A 15970-nucleotide genomic window follows, 5' to 3' on the forward strand; every position below is an offset into this window, starting at 1 on the left:
GAGGGGGGCTGCTGGGTTGTTGTACATGAGTCGATTACCAAACTTTCTTTCTGTTGAGTGCTGCATCCAGGTACGCCTTGGCGTGAACGGCCTGGAGGAACATATCTATGACGGTTTCGTACATGGTTGCGGCCAGCAACATGTACCTCCAGCCCCGGAAGCGCAGGGTTACGACGCGCTCCAGGACGAAGATTGCGGTAACAGTTATCCAGAAGGGGTGGAGGTTCAGGCCCGCTCCGGTGACGACAGCGAAGATGATGGAGCCGAAGTAGGCCAGGGTCACCATGACGCCGATCATGGACAGGAATTGGCGTCCCCAGTAGGGCCTGGTGATTTTGGTCCATCCGTACTGCACGCAGTTCTCAACAGCGCCACGCTTCCAGCGAAGCCGCTGTGCCCAGAGTTCACGCCATGTGGGCATGACCTCGGTGACCAGGGTGCAGTTTGAAGGGGATGCGATCCGGTAGCCGAGGGTCAGCAGGGCGAAGGATAGTTCGTTGTCTTCGGTCAGGACCGAGGTGTCGTAGACGCCGCCCTTGTCGTTGCCCGGAGGAAGTGTGCCCTCCAGCCGGGCCGAAACCACATCGCGGAGTGTCTTGACCCGGAACAGGGCTGCCGTTCCGGTGACCACCAGGCACTTGCCGTGGAGGCGCTTCACGTCGCGGGCATAGCGGGCGTACTCGTTGCGCTGCAGGTGTCCGACGAAACCGCCGCCGGGACCGCCGCTGAACACTCCGCCAACAGCGCCGAGCAGTTCGTCGGCCAACAGGTTCTTGGTGGCGTTTTCAATGAAGTCGAGGGCGAGCTGGGAGTCCGCATCCTGAACCAGGATCAAGTCCTCGGGGTCGGCATCGGGAAGCAACTTGCTGAGGGCGAAGTTCAGGGCTCCGGCCTTCTTGTCCTTGTTGCCAACGGTGCGCAGGACCTCGACGCCCTGGGCAAGCGCGAGAGCCTCGGTGTCATCGGTGCAGTTGTCCGCCACCACAACGATGCGGTCCGGGCGGCGGGACTGGTTGTTCAACGAGGTAAGGGTCTCGGTGATGCCGGCGGATTCATTGTGTGCCGGCACCAGGACGGTGACCACGCCACCGGCCGCGCGGTGGGACCCGCGGGGTGCGGCGGCCGTTGCCAATGAGACTGCATCGGTCGTGTGTTCCGTGATTTCCGTGAGCATTGTGATCCCTCCGTTCGTGCGTTGAAGCGTTGACTCACTTAGAGTTCCAACGCCAACGCAAGAAATACGCAGGGAAAGCGTCAAGGAAATATCAAGGTTTGCTCAGGACTTGAGGAATGCCGTCACGATGTGGATTCGAGGACCACTTGTACGTTTTTGGACGCTTCCCGGATGAGCGCTTAAACGCAAGAGGACGACGCCGGGAAGTACCGGCGTCGTCCTCTTGCGTTTGGTGTGAGCTGCTTAGCGGCTCAGGCTCACGGTGAAGGTTTTGGGTCCGCTCAGGGTGACTGCGATTCCGCAGTTTTCTGCAGCTGCCCTGTGTGAGAGGGACTGGACGGCGGCATCGATGGTGTGGTCGATGGCCGACTTGTCCCAGATTTTCAGCGTGATGGAGTCAGTATGTGTCGTCATTGTCAGTACTTTCACTCAGGCCGTTAACAGCCCCAAGCCTCTTCGCCCGGGGCCGCATCCTCGTCGGTGAGGATTGCTGATTCAGCTTGTATGGGAATGAATTCCCTCATTCATGGTTCATGGTGCCGGCCATGGTTGACAAGCGAATCCGGCCAAGTGTGACCGATTACACGTTGCTCATGACTCTGTGTAACCGGTGCTGACGCTCAGCTCCCGCCAACGGTCCACCTCGGCCCGCTGGGCTTCCTCTACGGCGTCGAAGGCCTTTGCAGCGTCTTCGCCGAGCAGCAGGAACGCAGGCGTTTCGTCGGCTTCAACGGCCGTGATGATCGCCGCCGCTGCCTTGTCCGGATCTCCCTGTTGCGTGCCGTGGACGGTGTCGTGTTCCTTGCGTCGCTTGCCCGCGGTGTCTGCGTAGTCGGCGATTGCTTCGGCCGACTGGGTCAGCGACCGCCCGGCAAAGTCCGTCCGGAATCCACCCGGTTCCACTACGGTCACTGAGATGCCCAAGGGCTTCAGCTCTTTATGCAGCGAGCCGGAGATCCCCTCCAGGGCCGCCTTGGACGCGGAGTAGTAGCCGGAGCCGGGAGGGCAGATGCGGGCACCGATCGAGGAGATATTCACGATTGCACCGGAGCGGCGCATTCGCATCCCCGGGAGGACGGCCTTGATCATGGCGACCGGAGCAAAAACGTTGGTGTCGAACAGCGCCCGGACGTCGCCGTCGTCGCCCTCTTCAATAGCGGCGCGGTAGCCGTGCCCAGCATTGTTGACCAGGACGTCAAGGGCACCGAAACGCTCCTCCGCCAGCTTGACGGCAGCGTCCACTTGGGACTGTTCGGTGACGTCGAGCGCGACGGCGAGGGCCGTCGTCGGGAATTCTGTGGTGAGGTCCTGAATCGTGGACGTGTCGCGGGCGGTGACGACGGCGTTATGGCCCCGTGCCAGAACAGCGTGTGCCAGTGCGCGGCCGAGTCCGGTGGAGCAGCCTGTGATGAGCCAGGTAGTCATGATGTTCCTTTTCCTTGGGGACCATTCCATTGGAACGCTACTCCTTGGGGCTGTGGGAGTGCGGCTTCTTCCGGGTACTCCCAGTGCCTCCCTGTTCTGCGGTCGGCAACCTACGCTTGGAAGCATGGACAACCGCAGCGAGATCCGCGAATTCCTTGCCACGCGCAGGGCCCGGATCAGCCCCGACCAAGCCGGGCTGCCGGCCTACGGCGGCAACAGGCGGGTGCCCGGGTTGCGCCGCGAGGAGGTGGCCCTGCTGAGCGGGATGAGCGTTGATTACTACATCCGGCTGGAACGGGGAAACTTGGGCGGCGTCTCTGAGAGCGTTCTGGAAGCTCTCTCACGGGCACTGCAATTGGACGACGCCGAACACGCCCACCTTTTCGACCTTGCCCGGGCTGCCGGACCGGCGTCGAAGCAGCGCCGGAGGCCCGCTGAACAGCAGGTCCGGCCCACGGTGCAGCGAATCCTGGACGCCATGACCGACGTGCCCGCCTACGTCCGGAACGGCCGCCGTGACATCCTCGCTGCCAACAAACTGGGCTACGCGCTGTACTCCGAGCTTTTTCTCGACCCCGTCCGTCCGGTGAACGTGGCCCGCTTTGTGTTCCTGAGCCCACGCGCCCGGGATTTCTTCCTGGACTGGGAGAAATCTGCCAACGATCTTGTGGCGGTGTTGCGCACGGAAGCCGGCCGGAATCCCTATGACCGCGCTCTGACGGACCTGGTGGGCGAACTGTCCATGCGCAGCGAAGATTTCCGAACCCGTTGGGCAGCGCACAATGTCAAATACCACCGCACCGGCCTCAAACGCATCCACCACCCGGTGGTGGGAGACATCGAGTTGCAGTTCGAAGCGATGGAACTGCCAGCTGACCCCGGGTTGTCGCTGATCGTTTACAGTACGGAGCCCGGTTCGGCGGCTGAGGAGTCCCTGAAATTACTCGCCAGCTGGTCGGCCAGCGAAGGTTCTCCAACGTCAGCGCCTCAGACCGCCGACGGCAAGTCCAGCGTGTAAACCACCAACTGCACCTTCGGCGCAGGCCTTTCGTTCTCGCGTTCCGGCCGCCGCACGTAGCCCAGGCGGCGATAGAGGCGCTGGGAGGTTTCATTGTCGACGGCAGTATCGAGCACCACGCGCTTGGCGCCACGGATGCCGGCAATGCGGGCTGATTCATCGAGCAGCCTTTGACCCAGACCCGCGCGGCGGGCTTCCGGAAGAACAGCGAGCAACCTGAGTTCCACTTCGCCTTCTTCAGCCTGCCGGCTCAAGCGGGAGCCAAAAGGCAAGAGACTCGCGGTGCCCACCAAACGTCCAGTCTCCACATCCTCGGCTACCAGCAGGATTCCTTCGTTGGCCCGCGCCGTTGCGTCCAGCAACAGGCCGAGCCGCTCTTCGTCGGGCTGATGCGCGCCGGGAAGATGATGCCCGAAACCTTCGTACGTCAGCCGCCCCACGGCGTCGTACTCTTCCCGCCGGGCCTCGCGGATGACGTAAGTGCCAACAGCAGCTGTCTGGGTGGTGGTCATGGTTGTCCTTTCCACTCCGGAGTGAGTCCGAGGTGTGATTTCAGCGTTGTTCCTGAGTACTCGGTGCGGGCGAGGCCGCGTTCCTGAAGGAGCGGAATGACGCCGGAGGCGAAGCGTTCCAGGTCCTGGGGAAGGAGGGAGAACATGAGGTTGAAGCCATCGGCCGCACCCTCTGCGTGCCACCGCGCCAACGAATCGGCAACATGCTGCGGCGTCCCGATGAAGTCGTGGTTCCTTTTGTCTCCGGTGAGGATGGAGTACAGGTCCTTGAGGGTCACCTCATCCTCGCGGCCGGCGATCTGTTCCCCGGCGGAGCGGAAGTCCGTCCTGGGCTGGGCGACGGTGGGGATGCCGGACTGGGCCACCGTGGCATCAGCTCCGAGCCCGGTGAAATCGAGCTGACCCGCGAAGTACTCCTGCAGGAAGTCCAGCACCTGCTGATGAGTGATGAGGTTGTCCAGCTCCCGGATCCGGTCCAGGGCTTCCTCACGGCTGTCCGCCACCACTGGCGAGATGGCTTGGTAGACGTACAGCTCGTCGGGATTCCGCCCGAACGCCTGTGCTTGGGCCCGGATCGATTCCCGGTACTGGCGTGCCTGGGGAATGTCCGGGTGGCTTGCGAACAAAGCGTTGGCGAAGCGTGCTCCCAGCTGCTGCCCCGGAACCGACGTGCCGGCCTGGGCCAGCAAAGGGGAGTGCTGTGGTGAGGGCCCGATATTCAAAGGACCGGCAACCTTGAAAAACTCGCCCTCGTAGTTCAGGCGGGTGAGCTTGTGGCGGTGAAAGAAGAGGCCGCCGTCCTTGTCGTGGAGGAAAGCGTCCTGGTCCCAGGAGTTCCATAGCCCCTGGGTTACCTCCACGAATTCCTGGGCGCGCTGGTAGCGGAGGCTGTGGTCGAAGTGCTGGCTGGCGCTGAAGTTGCCGGCCGTGCTGTTGGTCAGGTCCCGGGTGGTGACGATGTTCCAACCGACGCGTCCGCCGCTGATGTGGTCCGCTGTCAGCGCTGCTCGGGCAAAGTTGAAGGGTTCGTCGTACGACGTGGAGGACGTCGCGATCAGACCGATCCTGTCGGTCACAGCGCCGAGTGCAGTGATGAGCCCCATGGGATCGAAGCGATTGAGGATGCCCGGGTTGGACGTCTCGTTGATCGCGAGGGAGTCGCCCAGGAAGATCGCATCAAACTTGGCGTCTTCGGCGGCTTTCGCGAGCTTCACCTGGTGCGCAAAGTCAATGCTGGCCTGGGGAAATGCTGTTTCGTGGCGCCATGACGCCAGATGGATGCCGGTACCCACCAGATAGGCGAAGAAGTGGATCTGCCGGCGTTCTTGAGTGAGTGTCTGGGTCATTGGCCTGTTCCTGAAATCCTGCGGGGTACCCGCCCTGGACGGGCACCCCGCAAAGAACTACTTGGTCTTCTTGATGGCCTCTTCTTCAGCGGTCAGGACGTCCTGCAACTTGGCAGCTGTCCAGTCAGCCTTGAACTGAAGATTGCCGTCGTTCAGCTTGGTCACTGAGGCTTCAACCTCGGGGGAGTGGTAGGCATCCACGATCTTCTTCCACGTGGGATCATCCTTGCGGTCCGCCTTCACGACGAAGCCGTTGATGTACGGCGCCAGGGACTCCGAGTTCAGGTCCTCTTTGAAGATGATCTTCTCGTCGCCGAGCCCGCCCTTTTGGGCTTGGGTGTTGTTGACCACGGCAGCATCAGTGGTGCCCTTGAGGGCGTTGACCGTCTGGTTGCTGTCCACCGGGACCACCTTGATCTTGCTGGAGGTGATCTCAGCAGGAGTCGACAGGGAGCTGCCGCCATCCTTGAGCTGCAGGAGACCCGCGGTCTGCAGGTTCAGCAGGGCACGTGCCTGGTTGGTGGGGTTGTTCGGAATGGCAACCTCAGCGTCGGCGGGCAGTTCCTCGACGGACTTGAACTTCTCCGAGTACAACGCCAGCGGGTACACAGCCGTCGCACCCACGGGAACCAGCGTGCCGTTGCTGTTGACGTTGAACTGGGACAAGTACTTCAAGTGCTGGAACAGGTTGATATCCACCTGCCCCTGCTGGGTTGCCGTGTTGATCTGCGCGCCATCGGTGAAGTTCTTGACCTCCAGGTCGATGCCCTGGTCCTTCAACTTGTTCTTCAGCAAGGTCCAGTGCTCCTCGGCACCGTCGTCGACGCCGATAACCACCTTGGTGTTCGCAGACGTCGCGGAACCGCTTGAAGCACCTCCGCATGCCGAGAGCGATAGGGCGGCGATCAAGCCGACGGCGGCAACTAACAGGCGGTTCTTCATGATGCTTCTCCGTACAAAGGGTAATGATGCGAATGGAAGGTACGGGGTGTTCCCCCTGCCTCACGCTAGGCAGTTGCCAGGGTGGGAAACGAACGCTTTCGCAACACTCCGACGCGCACCGTCAAGGAAAGAAACCGCAGGTCACAGGGGGTCACCGGGTTCCCTGCGGGGGCTGTGGCGCTGCTGGAATGGGGATCCAAACAACCCAGAAGGAGGCCCCCGGTGAGCGCGATCGTTTCCCTGCGCGGAGTCAGCAAACTGTTCCCGGTCCAAGGCGGCAACCGCGTCCAGGGGAGCAAACGCACCGGGACCAGACCCACGGAGCCGGTACGAGCCGTCGACGATGTCACCCTGGACATTGAAGAGGGCACCGTTGTAGGGATCGTGGGATATTCCGGTGCCGGGAAATCCACGCTTGTCCGCCTTCTCAACGGTTTGGAACGTCCCACCGAAGGCCAGGTCCTGGTCAAAGGACAGGACATTTCCTCGCTCCCCGAAGGCCAGCTGCGGAAAGTCCGCGCCGGGATCGGCATGATCTTCCAGCAGTTCAATCTTTTGAAATCCCGCACTGTCTACGGGAACGTCGCCTATCCGTTGAAAGTGGCCGGCTGGCCCAAGGAAAAGGTCAAACCCCGCGTAGATGAGCTGCTCGAGTTCGTCGGCATTGCTGACAAAGCAAGCTCCTACCCGCGGCGTCTCTCCGGCGGGCAGCAGCAACGCGTGGGCATTGCCCGTGCCCTGGCGAACGCCCCGGACATCCTCCTGGCCGACGAAGCCACCAGCGCCCTGGACCCGGAAACCACCCGCGACGTCCTCCGCCTGCTTCGCCGGATCAACAAGGAACTCGGCACCACGGTGGTGGTCATCACCCACGAAATGCACGTAGTCCGGGAAATCTGCGACACCGTGGTGATGATGGAATCCGGCCGGGTAGTGGAAGCCGGACTAACCTACTCCGTGTTCGCCGACCCCCAAAGCAGCTCCACCCAGCGCTTCGTGTCCACAGCCGTCCACGGAACCCCAGAACCGGACACCGTGAGCCGGCTGGCCGCAGCGCATCCGGGCAGGCTCGTGTCCATCGGCATTTCCGAGGTGGCGCCTACACCGCTGGTCGCGGCCACCTTTGAACGCCATGGCGTCAGCTCCAGCGTGGTGTTCGGCGGCGTCACCGAGATCCAGCACAAGATCCTCGGCACACTCACCTACGAACTCACCGGAAGCGAGGCCGCGATCGACGCCGCGCTCGCCGACTTGGGCGACGTCACCGCCGTCGAGCGGCAGACGGCCTCCGCCGAACGTGCCGTACCGCAGCTTCCCGTCCCCGCGAACGCCGGAGAATAGCCATGACCGACTGGACAACCCTCCTGCCCGTCCTGGGCGAATCCTTCCAACAGACCATCTACATGGTGGTCATCACCGTCCTCCTCAGCGGCGCTGCCGGCCTGGCGCTGGGTGTCACGCTCTACGCCACCAGGCCGGGAAACCTGTTCGCCAACAAGGCCGTGTTCTCGGTCCTGAACTTCCTGGTCAACATCATCCGGCCCATCCCGTTCATCATCTTCATCACCGCCATCGCTCCGCTGACGCTGATCGTCATGGGCACCACCATCGGAACGACGGCGGCGATCCTGCCCATGGCGCTGATGGCCGGCGTCGTGATTGGGCGCGTGGTGGAGCAGAACCTCGTGGCCTCAGATCCCGGCGTGGTGGAAGCCGCCAGGGCCATGGGCGACAGCCGGCTGCACATCTTGTGGTCCGTGGTGATTCCCGAGTCACTCGCGCCGTTGATCCTGGGCTACACCTTCATGATCATCGCCATCGTGGATATGTCCGCGATGGCCGGGTATATCGGCGGCGGTGGCTTGGGCAACTTCGCCATCATGTACGGCTACCAACAGTTCAACTGGGAAGTCACCTTGGTGACCGTCCTGATCATCATCGTCATGGTGCAGGCCGCGCAGTTGCTGGGCAACTTCCTTGCCCAGCGCATCCTTCGCCGCTAGCTCTTTTTCAGGGAGAAATTTCAATGCCTATCGAGTTCCTCGGCATGGGTGCCGGCAACGACTCAACCGAGACGTCCCCTGCCACCACTTCCTTTTTCGACCCTGGGTACGCCGCCAGGATTGCGCGGATCCATGAGGACAACAACTGGGACCACGTCCTATTCGCCTACAACTCCACCACGCAGGATCCTTCCGTCCATGCGGCGTGGGTGGCCGCGAACACCGAACGGATCCAGCTGAGGTTGGCACACCGGCCCAATGTCTCCCACCCGACGTTCGCCGCCCGCTCCTTCCTGACGTTGGACCACATTGCCCAAGGCAGGCTGACCGTGCACTTCATCACGGGTGGGAGCCAAGCCGACCAAGCCCGTGAGGGTGACTTCCTGGCCAAGGATGCCCGGTATGGACGGACCCAGGAGTACATGCAGATCGTGCGGCGGGCATGGTCCGGCGGGTCATTCGACTGGTCCGGCGAGCACTACCGTTTCTCGGATTTCGCTTCAGGTGTGGGGCCCTTTGCCGGCAAGCGTCCGGGCATCTCCTTCGGCGGCTCCTCCGAGGCGGCATGGGAGGTGGGTGCTGCAGAGGCTGACATCTACGCACTGTTCGGTGAACCCCTTGCCGATGCCGCTTCGCAGCAGGAGCAGATCCTTTCACGGGCTGCTGCTTTGGGGCGGGTTGAACCGTTGCGCTGGCAGATCGCCTTCCGGCCGATAGTCGCGGCAACCGATGAGCTGGCGTGGGAGAAAGCGCATGCCATCCTTGGAACATTCGAGAAGCGGCGGTCTGGCGGCGAGGTGATTGATCCTGTCCGGCATTACAACCAGAAACCGGAAGCTACCGGCACCCAGCGGCTCCTCGCAGCAGCGGAACGCGGGGACCTCCACGATCGTGCCCTGTGGACTGCGCTCGCGAAGGCGGCGGGTGGCGGTGGAGGAAGCGCGACGGCGTTGGTGGGCTCCTACGACACCGTCACCCAGGCGATCCTTGACTACCATCAGCTCGGCTTCGAGATCTTCGGCCTTCGCGGCTACGACTTCGTCCCGGATGCCCTCGAGTTCGGGCAGCATGTCATTCCGCAGCTGAAGCAGGAAGTGACGCATCGGGAGCAGGGGAGAAGTGCCGGGGAGCTGCGGGCTGGCCATGCCGCAGCCCGGGCACGCGTCCTGGGTGTGCCTTCCTGACCCACTTTCAGCGTCACACTCACACATATCAAACCCTTTTGGTTGTTTTTGAGCATCCAGGGCGGCAAAGCAGGTCAGGAAGGAACGCTATGAGAAGCCATGGAAATCACGCTGAACGATCCGCCCTTTGGCTTTGCCTGGGTGCAGGATTCATCACGCTGCTGGACCAATCAATGTTCGTGCTGGCGGTTCCCGCGATGTCCGCCTCGCTTCACGCCGATTCAGGTTCGGTGCAGTGGATCCTGGCGAGCTACTCCCTGGCTTTTGGCGTTGCCTTGGTTCCGGCGGGAAGGCTAGGGGACATTGTGGGCAGGAGAACCCTCTTTATCGCAGGCATTGCCGTTTTCGGGGCCTCCAGCCTGGTGGCCGGTCTGGCCACGGAGCCGTCGCTGGTCATCATCGCCAGGCTCCTCCAGGGACTGGGCGCGGGAACCCTGAATCCGCAGGTCCTGGGACTCCTGCAGGACATCTATTCCGGACACGACCGCGCCAAAGCCCTCGGCGCCTACGCCGCCGCCGGTGGATCAGCGGCAGTGTGCGGGCCGCTGATCGGCGGACTCGTCCTTTCCCTCGGCGACCCATCCATCGGCTGGCGGATTCTGTTCCTCGCCAACGTTCCCCTGGTGCTGATCCTGGTCCCCCTTGCCTTCCGGCTCCTCCCACGCCCGGCCTCCGGCAAGCACCCAGGAAACGGGAGACCGTCGATTGACGTCCTGGGCGCCCTGTTGTTGGGAGCGGTGGTGGTTGCCTCACTCATTCCCACCATCTACGGAGCCGGCATTATCGCCGTCACCTCCCTGGCGATAGGCGCAGGCATGCTGCTGGCCTTCGCGGGCTGGGAAGTTCTCTACCACCGGCGTGGCCGGACTCCCTTGCTCAGTGCCGCACTCGCACAATCCAAGGGCTACGCCTTGGGTACCGTGGTGGCGCTTTGCCAGTTTGGCGTGGGCGCCGGAATGGCTGCTGTGACGGCGTTCTATTTCCTGGCCGGGACCGGAATGGCTCCGTTGGCGGCCGCGTCCATCCTCGCGCCGCAAGCAGCCGGGATGCTGTTGGCCTCCAGTTCCAGTTGGCGCTTCGTGGCGCGGTTCGGTCGCGCCGGGATCGTTTTCGCGCTGCTCGGCAGCCTTGCCTGCCTGGTTGCCAAGGACATTTTTGTGCAAGGACTCGACGGCGGGTCGGCGGCACTTGCGGTGGCCGCCGTCGGTCTTCTCCAAGGCGTAGCCACCGGCCTGGTAGTCGCGCCGAACCAGACACTCACCCTCGCGCACGCCCCCGTGGGCTCCGCCGGCGTGGCAGCAGGCTTCTACCAACTCAGCCAGCGCTTTGCGGCGGCACTCTGCTCAGCCGCGGCAGCCGGAATGTTCCTGCAGGCGCACGGATCGGCCACAGGGAAAGCCTCCAAGGACGCCTTCCACCAGGGCATCGTCATGTGCTGCATTTTGCTGGGTGTCGCCATACTCGCGGGCGGACTCGACTGGCTGCGCGAGGTGCGGGACCGGCGAAACGCAACTGTCGCCGTCGTGCGATCCGCAAAGGAAAGTACGACGGCGGCAGGAGCCCGACGCCCGGAGGTCACCGAACCGGTGGACGCCTAAGCGGTGGGAGCCGGCGGCGCGGTGGGCCCGGTGGTGGGGATGCCGGCGTCGCGGAGGGCCGGGAATCCGCCGTCCACGTGGACGGCGTTGGCGTAGCCCAGGACTTTGAGTTTCTGCGCGACGGGACGTGAACCGTTCACAGAGCCGCAGAACACAACGATCTTCTGGTCCGTTCCGCTGACCTGGGCCAGACGGTGTTCGGATTCCGTGCTGAAGTCTTCCTCCACGTGCTCCCGGTTCACGATCACTGCACCGGGTACTGCTCCGGTGCTGGCGCGGCCGCCTTCGCTGCGGACGTCGATCAGCAGGGCGCCTTCCTCGATGAGTCGGGCCGCTTGTTCGGCGGTGATCAGTTGGGTGTCCTGCTCTACTGCATCCTGGACGGTGGTCTCGATGGTCATGGTGCTCCCTCTGTTGGTGGTGGTTGGAAAATCGGAAAAGGCTAAAGGCCCCAGGCCTCGGCGAGCAACTGGTAGGAGTTCTCACGGTCGGCGGGGTCGTGGGCAATGGTGGTGATGAGCAGTTCCTGGGCTCCGGTGACGCGTTGCAGGGTGCGGAGTCCTTCGCGGACGTGGTGGGGATCGCCAACGAACCTGGTGTCCAGGCGGTCTTTGACCAGATCAGCGGCCTCGGCGTCCAAGGACACTTCCAGTGCATCGTCCGGCGAGGGGTAGGGGATGGCGCCGTGGCCGCTGCGGATGCCGTGCACCCAGTGTTCGTAGCCGCGGGCCAGACGATGGGCTTGCCGTTCGTCGGGGGCAACCAGGACATCCGCTGAGACGATCACCTTTGGTTCCTGCAGTGATTCGGACGGCGTGAAATGGGAGCGGTACTCAGCGATGGCGTCCAGCACGCCGGCCGGTGCCACGTGGTAGTTGGCACCGAAGGGGAGTCCCAGCTTGCCGGCCAAACGTGCGCTGGGCCCGGCTGTTGAGCCGTGGATCCAGAACTGCGGTTTCTGTCCCAGGGCTGGTGTGGCGGTGACTTCCTCGCCGTGTTTGGTGCGGTACTCGCCGGTGAAGAAGCCGATGATGTCCTGGATGTCGTTCTCGAAGTTGTCCGTATCTCCGGGGAAACGGCCCAGTAATTCGCCCTGCAGCCGGAACTTGCGGGGCAGCACAGCTCCGAAAATGGGCCGCGGCGCGGGGACCAGGAGGCCGTCGATGACACGGTCGGCAGGCTCGGCGTCAGCTGGGCCGGCGGGTGGTACGACGCCAGGAGCCGGTTCGCTGGGCGACTTCGGCGGGCCGGAGCGTCCAAAGCCCAGGTCCAGCCGGTCAGGGAAGACGGCGGCGAGGGTTCCGATGCTTTCAGCGATCTGAAGTGGCCGGTAGTTCCCCAGCAGGGTGGCGGCGGTTCCGACGCGAATGGTGCTGGTGGCTGACGCCACCAGACCGGCCAGAATGTGAGGCGCGGAACCTGCAACCCCCGTGTTCAAGTGATGCTCAGCCAGCCAATACCGCGAGTATCCGGCAGCTTCAGCAGTACCGGCGAGGGCGAGCGTGCTGCGCAGGGCATCGCCGGGGGTCTGCCCAGCGGAGACCGGAGTCAGGTCAAGGACGGACAGAGGAGTAACTGAAGGCTTCGGCATGGAACGACACTACGGACGCGCCGGGGAAGGCCAAAGCCCATCCGTCACCCCGCTCAACCGGGCTAAATCCAGCGAAATCCGGCGCAACGGACCGTCACAAGCGAGCCAGGGGAGGCGCGCCAAAAGGGTGCTGCGGACATGCAAGGGCAGGGACAAATTCGAACAAATTGCACCGAAGTCTCACAGTCATTTCCTGTCAAACCCTTGACCGGGCCGTTGAAGCGCTGGTAAACCTTGTTGGCGGAAAGCGTTTTCTCGTCCAGTTCCCTTCACTTTGCCCTCAAGCAGGCTAAGCGGGGCTGCGTGAGTGAAACGTTCCAACATTGGCGCGCAGATCCCCTGCCGCCCAGCATCAAAGGAGATATTCTTTGGTTTACCCTTCGAAATGTTCCTACCGTTCCGCCCGTGGCAGTGCGTGGAAGGCAGTCCCTTTGGCCGCCTCCGCTTCCCTCGCTGCCGCCGCCATCGCACTGACGGGTGTTCCGCTCGCGCAAGCAGCCCCTGCCCAAGTTCCGCAGGCAGCGCAAGCCAACCTTCCCGGCGTCGTGCCTGCCGCGAAGGACCCGGCCTCGCTGAAACGCCAGGTGGAAAACCTGGACCGCGCCCCGGTGGCCGTCCTGACCGACCAAGGCGTCACGGTGAGTTGGCGCATGCTGGGCCTGGACAAGGACAGCATCGGCTTCCAGGTCCTGCGCGACGGCGTCAACATCACCCCGGAGCCCCTCCGCAACGCCACCATGTTCGTGGACGCGGGCGGCACGGCGGAGTCGAGTTACGTCATCAAAACCGTTGGCAACGGACAGGGCCAGGACAAGCTGACCGAAGCCGTGAAACCGCTGGCCCAGAATTATCTGGCCATTAAGCTGGACAAGCCTGCCGATGGCGTCACGCCGGACGGCAAGGCCTACACCTACTCCGCCAACGACGCCACCGTGGCGGACCTCGACGGCGACGGCAAGTACGAGGTCATCCAGACGTGGTCGCCGTCCAACGCCAAGGACAACTCCCAGTCCGGCTACACGGGCAACGTCTACGTGGACGCCTACAAGCTGGACGGCACCAAGCTGTGGCGGATCGACCTTGGCCGCAACATCCGCGCCGGCGCGCACTACACGCAGGTCCTGGCCTATGACTTCGACGGCGACGGCAAGGCTGAGGTCTCCCTCAAGACCGCCGATGGCACCAAGGATGCGGCAGGTACGGTGATCGGCAATGCCGACGCCGACTTCCGCAACGCCGCCGGGTACGTCCTGTCCGGTCCGGAATTCCTTACCGTCTTCAAGGGTGAAACCGGCACCATCATGGACACCGTGACCTATGAACCCGAGCGCGGCGCGGTCACCGGGTGGGGCGACAACTACGGCAACCGGGTGGACCGTTTCCTGGCCGGCGTGGCTTACCTGGACGGCGAGCACCCCTCCATGATGTTCAGCCGCGGCTACTACACCCGGACAGTCCTGGTCACGTACGACCTCGTCAACGGCAAGCTCGTGAAGCGCTGGACCTTCGATTCAAACCTCGCCGGCGATCAGTACAAGGGGCAGGGAAACCACAACCTCTCGGTGGCCGACGTCGATCAGGATGGCAAGGACGAGTTCGTCTTCGGCTCCATGACCATCGACGACAATGGCCAGCCGCTGTACAACACCAAGCTGGGCCACGGCGATGCCATCCACACCGGCGACCTGGACCCGTCACGGCCCGGACTGGAAACCTTTGCCGTCCACGAAAGCATGAGCCAGAGCGGCAATCGCGGCGCAACCTTCCGTGATGCCGCCACTGGCGAGGTGCTGTGGAGCATCCCGGCCATCAAGGACACCGGACGTGGCGCAGCAGGCGACATCGATCCCCGTTATGCCGGCGCCGAAGGGTGGGCCATCGGCGGTTCTGCGGCGTGGGATTCACCGGTGGGCCAGCTCATGTCCGCCAACGGTGAGTTGATTGCCGAGAAGATCCCGGCCGCCAACTTCCTGGCCTGGTGGGATGGCGACCTGCTCCGCGAAATCGTGGACCATGACTACGATGCCACGGTGTCCCGCGGCGTACCCACCATCTCCAAGTGGAACTGGGAAACGGAGACAAGTGACCGACTCCTGACCGCTGACGGTGCCCGCAGCAACAACACCACCAAGGGCAATCCGTCCATCCAGGCAGACATCCTGGGTGACTGGCGCGAAGAAATCGCCTGGCCGTCCACCGACAGCACAGAGCTCCGGGTCTACACCACCACGGCTCCCACGGAGGTCCGGCTGCGGACGCTGATGCATGACACCGTGTACCGGACAGCTGTTGCCCGCGAGAACGTTGCTTACAACCAGCCGCCGCACCCCAGCTTCTTCATCGGTGAGGGTATGCAGGCTCCGGCGATTCCCGCCGTCGTCTACACCGGCGCCAAGAAGTAACCGACCGTAGAACCAAAAGTACCGCCCGGGTCGAGGTGACCCGGGCGGTACTTCCGTTAAGACGGTTCGCCTAAGACTGATTCGCCCTAGGGCAGCGCGCTCGGCGGAGGGGGAATGAAGCCCGGAGGGTTGTCGTCCCGTCTCTTCCGTTCAGCTGCACTGAGGGTGTCGCTGTCGGCAGTCCCATCGGAGTCACCGTCAACGTTGGCCAGGCCGTTCGTTTGGTCGAACGGGTGGGTGACGGGGTCAACGATCGGGGTGGTGGGCGCTGCGGGGGCCGCGGCTGTCCCGGTGGCCGGTGCCTGCTTCTCGATGTACTCCTTGAACTTCTTCAAGTCGGACTCAGCCTGCCTTTCAACAACATGCAATTTGTCCCCCAAAAATTCGAGGACGCCGTGGGGTTCGTACTCCAGGGATAGGTGAAGTGATGTCTGGCTGGGGCCTGCTTCCTTGAACTCCACCCATCCTGCGTTCTTGACACCCTCGACAGCGGCCCAGGCCACGGCCCGGTTGACATCCTGCTGGACGATCTTCGCTTCCCACTTCCGGTGGACGCCCGCGATTTCCGCGACCCATTCCAAGCGGTCGTCACCGAGTCGCGTTACGCGTTCAACGCCGCCCATGAAGTGCGGAAATTCCTCGAACTGTGTCCACTGCCAGTAAGCCGTACTGATCGGAACGTTGACCATGATTGTCTTGTTTACTTTCGTGGTCATGATGTACGCCTCCTCCTCAGGTCGATATTGATCAGCATACTTATAGTATCGGGCCTTTT

General features: G+C 63.2%; 15 protein-coding genes. 6 read left to right on the forward strand and 9 right to left on the reverse strand.

The annotated features are described in order from the left end of the window. Positions 1–34 precede the first annotated feature (34 nt). The 3 genes from RQH14_RS12920 to RQH14_RS12930 form a co-directional block, all read right to left on the reverse strand. Entirely contained in the window at positions 35–1174 is a 1140-nt protein-coding gene (locus RQH14_RS12920; protein WP_311213617.1) for a glycosyltransferase family 2 protein, read from the reverse strand. A 243-nt stretch (positions 1175–1417) separates the two neighbouring features. Further along, complete coding sequence (locus RQH14_RS12925; protein WP_198318270.1) at positions 1418–1588, reverse strand: hypothetical protein; 171 nt, start codon at positions 1586–1588, stop codon at positions 1418–1420. 177 nt (positions 1589–1765) lie between these two features. Further along, entirely contained in the window at positions 1766–2599 is an 834-nt protein-coding gene (locus RQH14_RS12930; protein WP_311213618.1) for an oxidoreductase, read from the reverse strand. Positions 2600–2723: 124 nt separating this feature from the next. Between RQH14_RS12930 and RQH14_RS12935 the strand changes: the two genes are divergently transcribed. Beyond that, positions 2724–3617, forward strand: coding sequence for a helix-turn-helix transcriptional regulator (locus tag RQH14_RS12935; RefSeq protein ID WP_311213619.1), 894 nt, complete (start codon positions 2724–2726; stop codon positions 3615–3617). Here the strand turns inward: RQH14_RS12935 and RQH14_RS12940 are convergent. The 3 genes from RQH14_RS12940 to RQH14_RS12950 are packed head-to-tail and all read right to left on the reverse strand — an operon-like array spanning position 3587 to position 6417. Next, positions 3587–4129, reverse strand: a complete 543-nt coding sequence (locus RQH14_RS12940) for a GNAT family N-acetyltransferase (protein WP_311213620.1) — start codon at positions 4127–4129, stop codon at positions 3587–3589. The two genes, RQH14_RS12935 and RQH14_RS12940, sit on opposite strands and share 31 nt — an antisense overlap. Further along, positions 4126–5475, reverse strand: a complete 1350-nt coding sequence (locus RQH14_RS12945; protein ID WP_311213621.1) for an LLM class flavin-dependent oxidoreductase — start codon at positions 5473–5475, stop codon at positions 4126–4128. Before RQH14_RS12945 ends, RQH14_RS12940 begins: the two co-directional genes overlap by 4 nt. 57 nt (positions 5476–5532) lie before the next feature. Continuing rightward, positions 5533–6417 carry a MetQ/NlpA family ABC transporter substrate-binding protein gene (locus RQH14_RS12950; RefSeq protein WP_311213622.1) on the reverse strand — a complete coding sequence of 295 codons (885 nt, stop codon included), beginning with the start codon at positions 6415–6417 and terminating at the stop codon, positions 5533–5535. 222 nt (positions 6418–6639) lie between these two features. Between RQH14_RS12950 and RQH14_RS12955 the strand changes: the two genes are divergently transcribed. The 4 genes from RQH14_RS12955 (at position 6640) to RQH14_RS12970 (ending at position 11202) form a co-directional block, all read left to right on the forward strand. Further along, positions 6640–7758: a methionine ABC transporter ATP-binding protein gene (locus RQH14_RS12955; RefSeq protein ID WP_311213623.1), complete on the forward strand. Its 1119-nt coding sequence runs from the start codon at positions 6640–6642 to the stop codon at positions 7756–7758. 2 nt (positions 7759–7760) lie between these two features. Then, on the forward strand, positions 7761–8420 hold the full coding sequence (locus RQH14_RS12960; protein ID WP_311213624.1) for a methionine ABC transporter permease: 660 nt from the start codon (positions 7761–7763) through the stop codon (positions 8418–8420). Between the two features lie 23 nt (positions 8421–8443). Further along, positions 8444–9604, forward strand: a complete 1161-nt coding sequence (locus tag RQH14_RS12965) for an LLM class flavin-dependent oxidoreductase (RefSeq protein WP_311213625.1) — start codon at positions 8444–8446, stop codon at positions 9602–9604. 89 nt (positions 9605–9693) lie between these two features. Then, on the forward strand, positions 9694–11202 hold the full coding sequence (locus RQH14_RS12970) for an MFS transporter (RefSeq protein WP_311213626.1): 1509 nt from the start codon (positions 9694–9696) through the stop codon (positions 11200–11202). Here RQH14_RS12970 and RQH14_RS12975 read toward each other — a convergent pair. Together RQH14_RS12975 and RQH14_RS12980 are read right to left on the reverse strand one after the other, a co-directional pair. Further along, positions 11199–11603 carry a rhodanese-like domain-containing protein gene (locus RQH14_RS12975; protein WP_311213627.1) on the reverse strand — a complete coding sequence of 135 codons (405 nt, stop codon included), beginning with the start codon at positions 11601–11603 and terminating at the stop codon, positions 11199–11201. The two genes, RQH14_RS12970 and RQH14_RS12975, sit on opposite strands and share 4 nt — an antisense overlap. Positions 11604–11644: 41 nt before the next feature. Then, entirely contained in the window at positions 11645–12793 is a 1149-nt protein-coding gene (locus RQH14_RS12980; protein WP_311213628.1) for an LLM class flavin-dependent oxidoreductase, read from the reverse strand. Between the two features lie 368 nt (positions 12794–13161). On the opposite strand from RQH14_RS12980, the gene RQH14_RS12985 reads away from it, so the two are divergent. Beyond that, positions 13162–15195 carry a rhamnogalacturonan lyase gene (locus RQH14_RS12985; RefSeq protein ID WP_311213629.1) on the forward strand — a complete coding sequence of 678 codons (2034 nt, stop codon included), beginning with the start codon at positions 13162–13164 and terminating at the stop codon, positions 15193–15195. Positions 15196–15281: 86 nt separating this feature from the next. On the opposite strand, the gene RQH14_RS12990 is transcribed toward RQH14_RS12985, so the two are convergent. Continuing rightward, positions 15282–15911, reverse strand: coding sequence for an SRPBCC family protein (locus RQH14_RS12990; RefSeq protein ID WP_311213630.1), 630 nt, complete (start codon positions 15909–15911; stop codon positions 15282–15284). Between the last annotated feature and the right edge of the window lie 59 nt (positions 15912–15970).

The organism is Arthrobacter sp. WCS2018Hpa-7, assembly GCF_031843805.1.
Classification (GTDB): Bacteria; Actinomycetota; Actinomycetes; order Actinomycetales; family Micrococcaceae; genus Arthrobacter.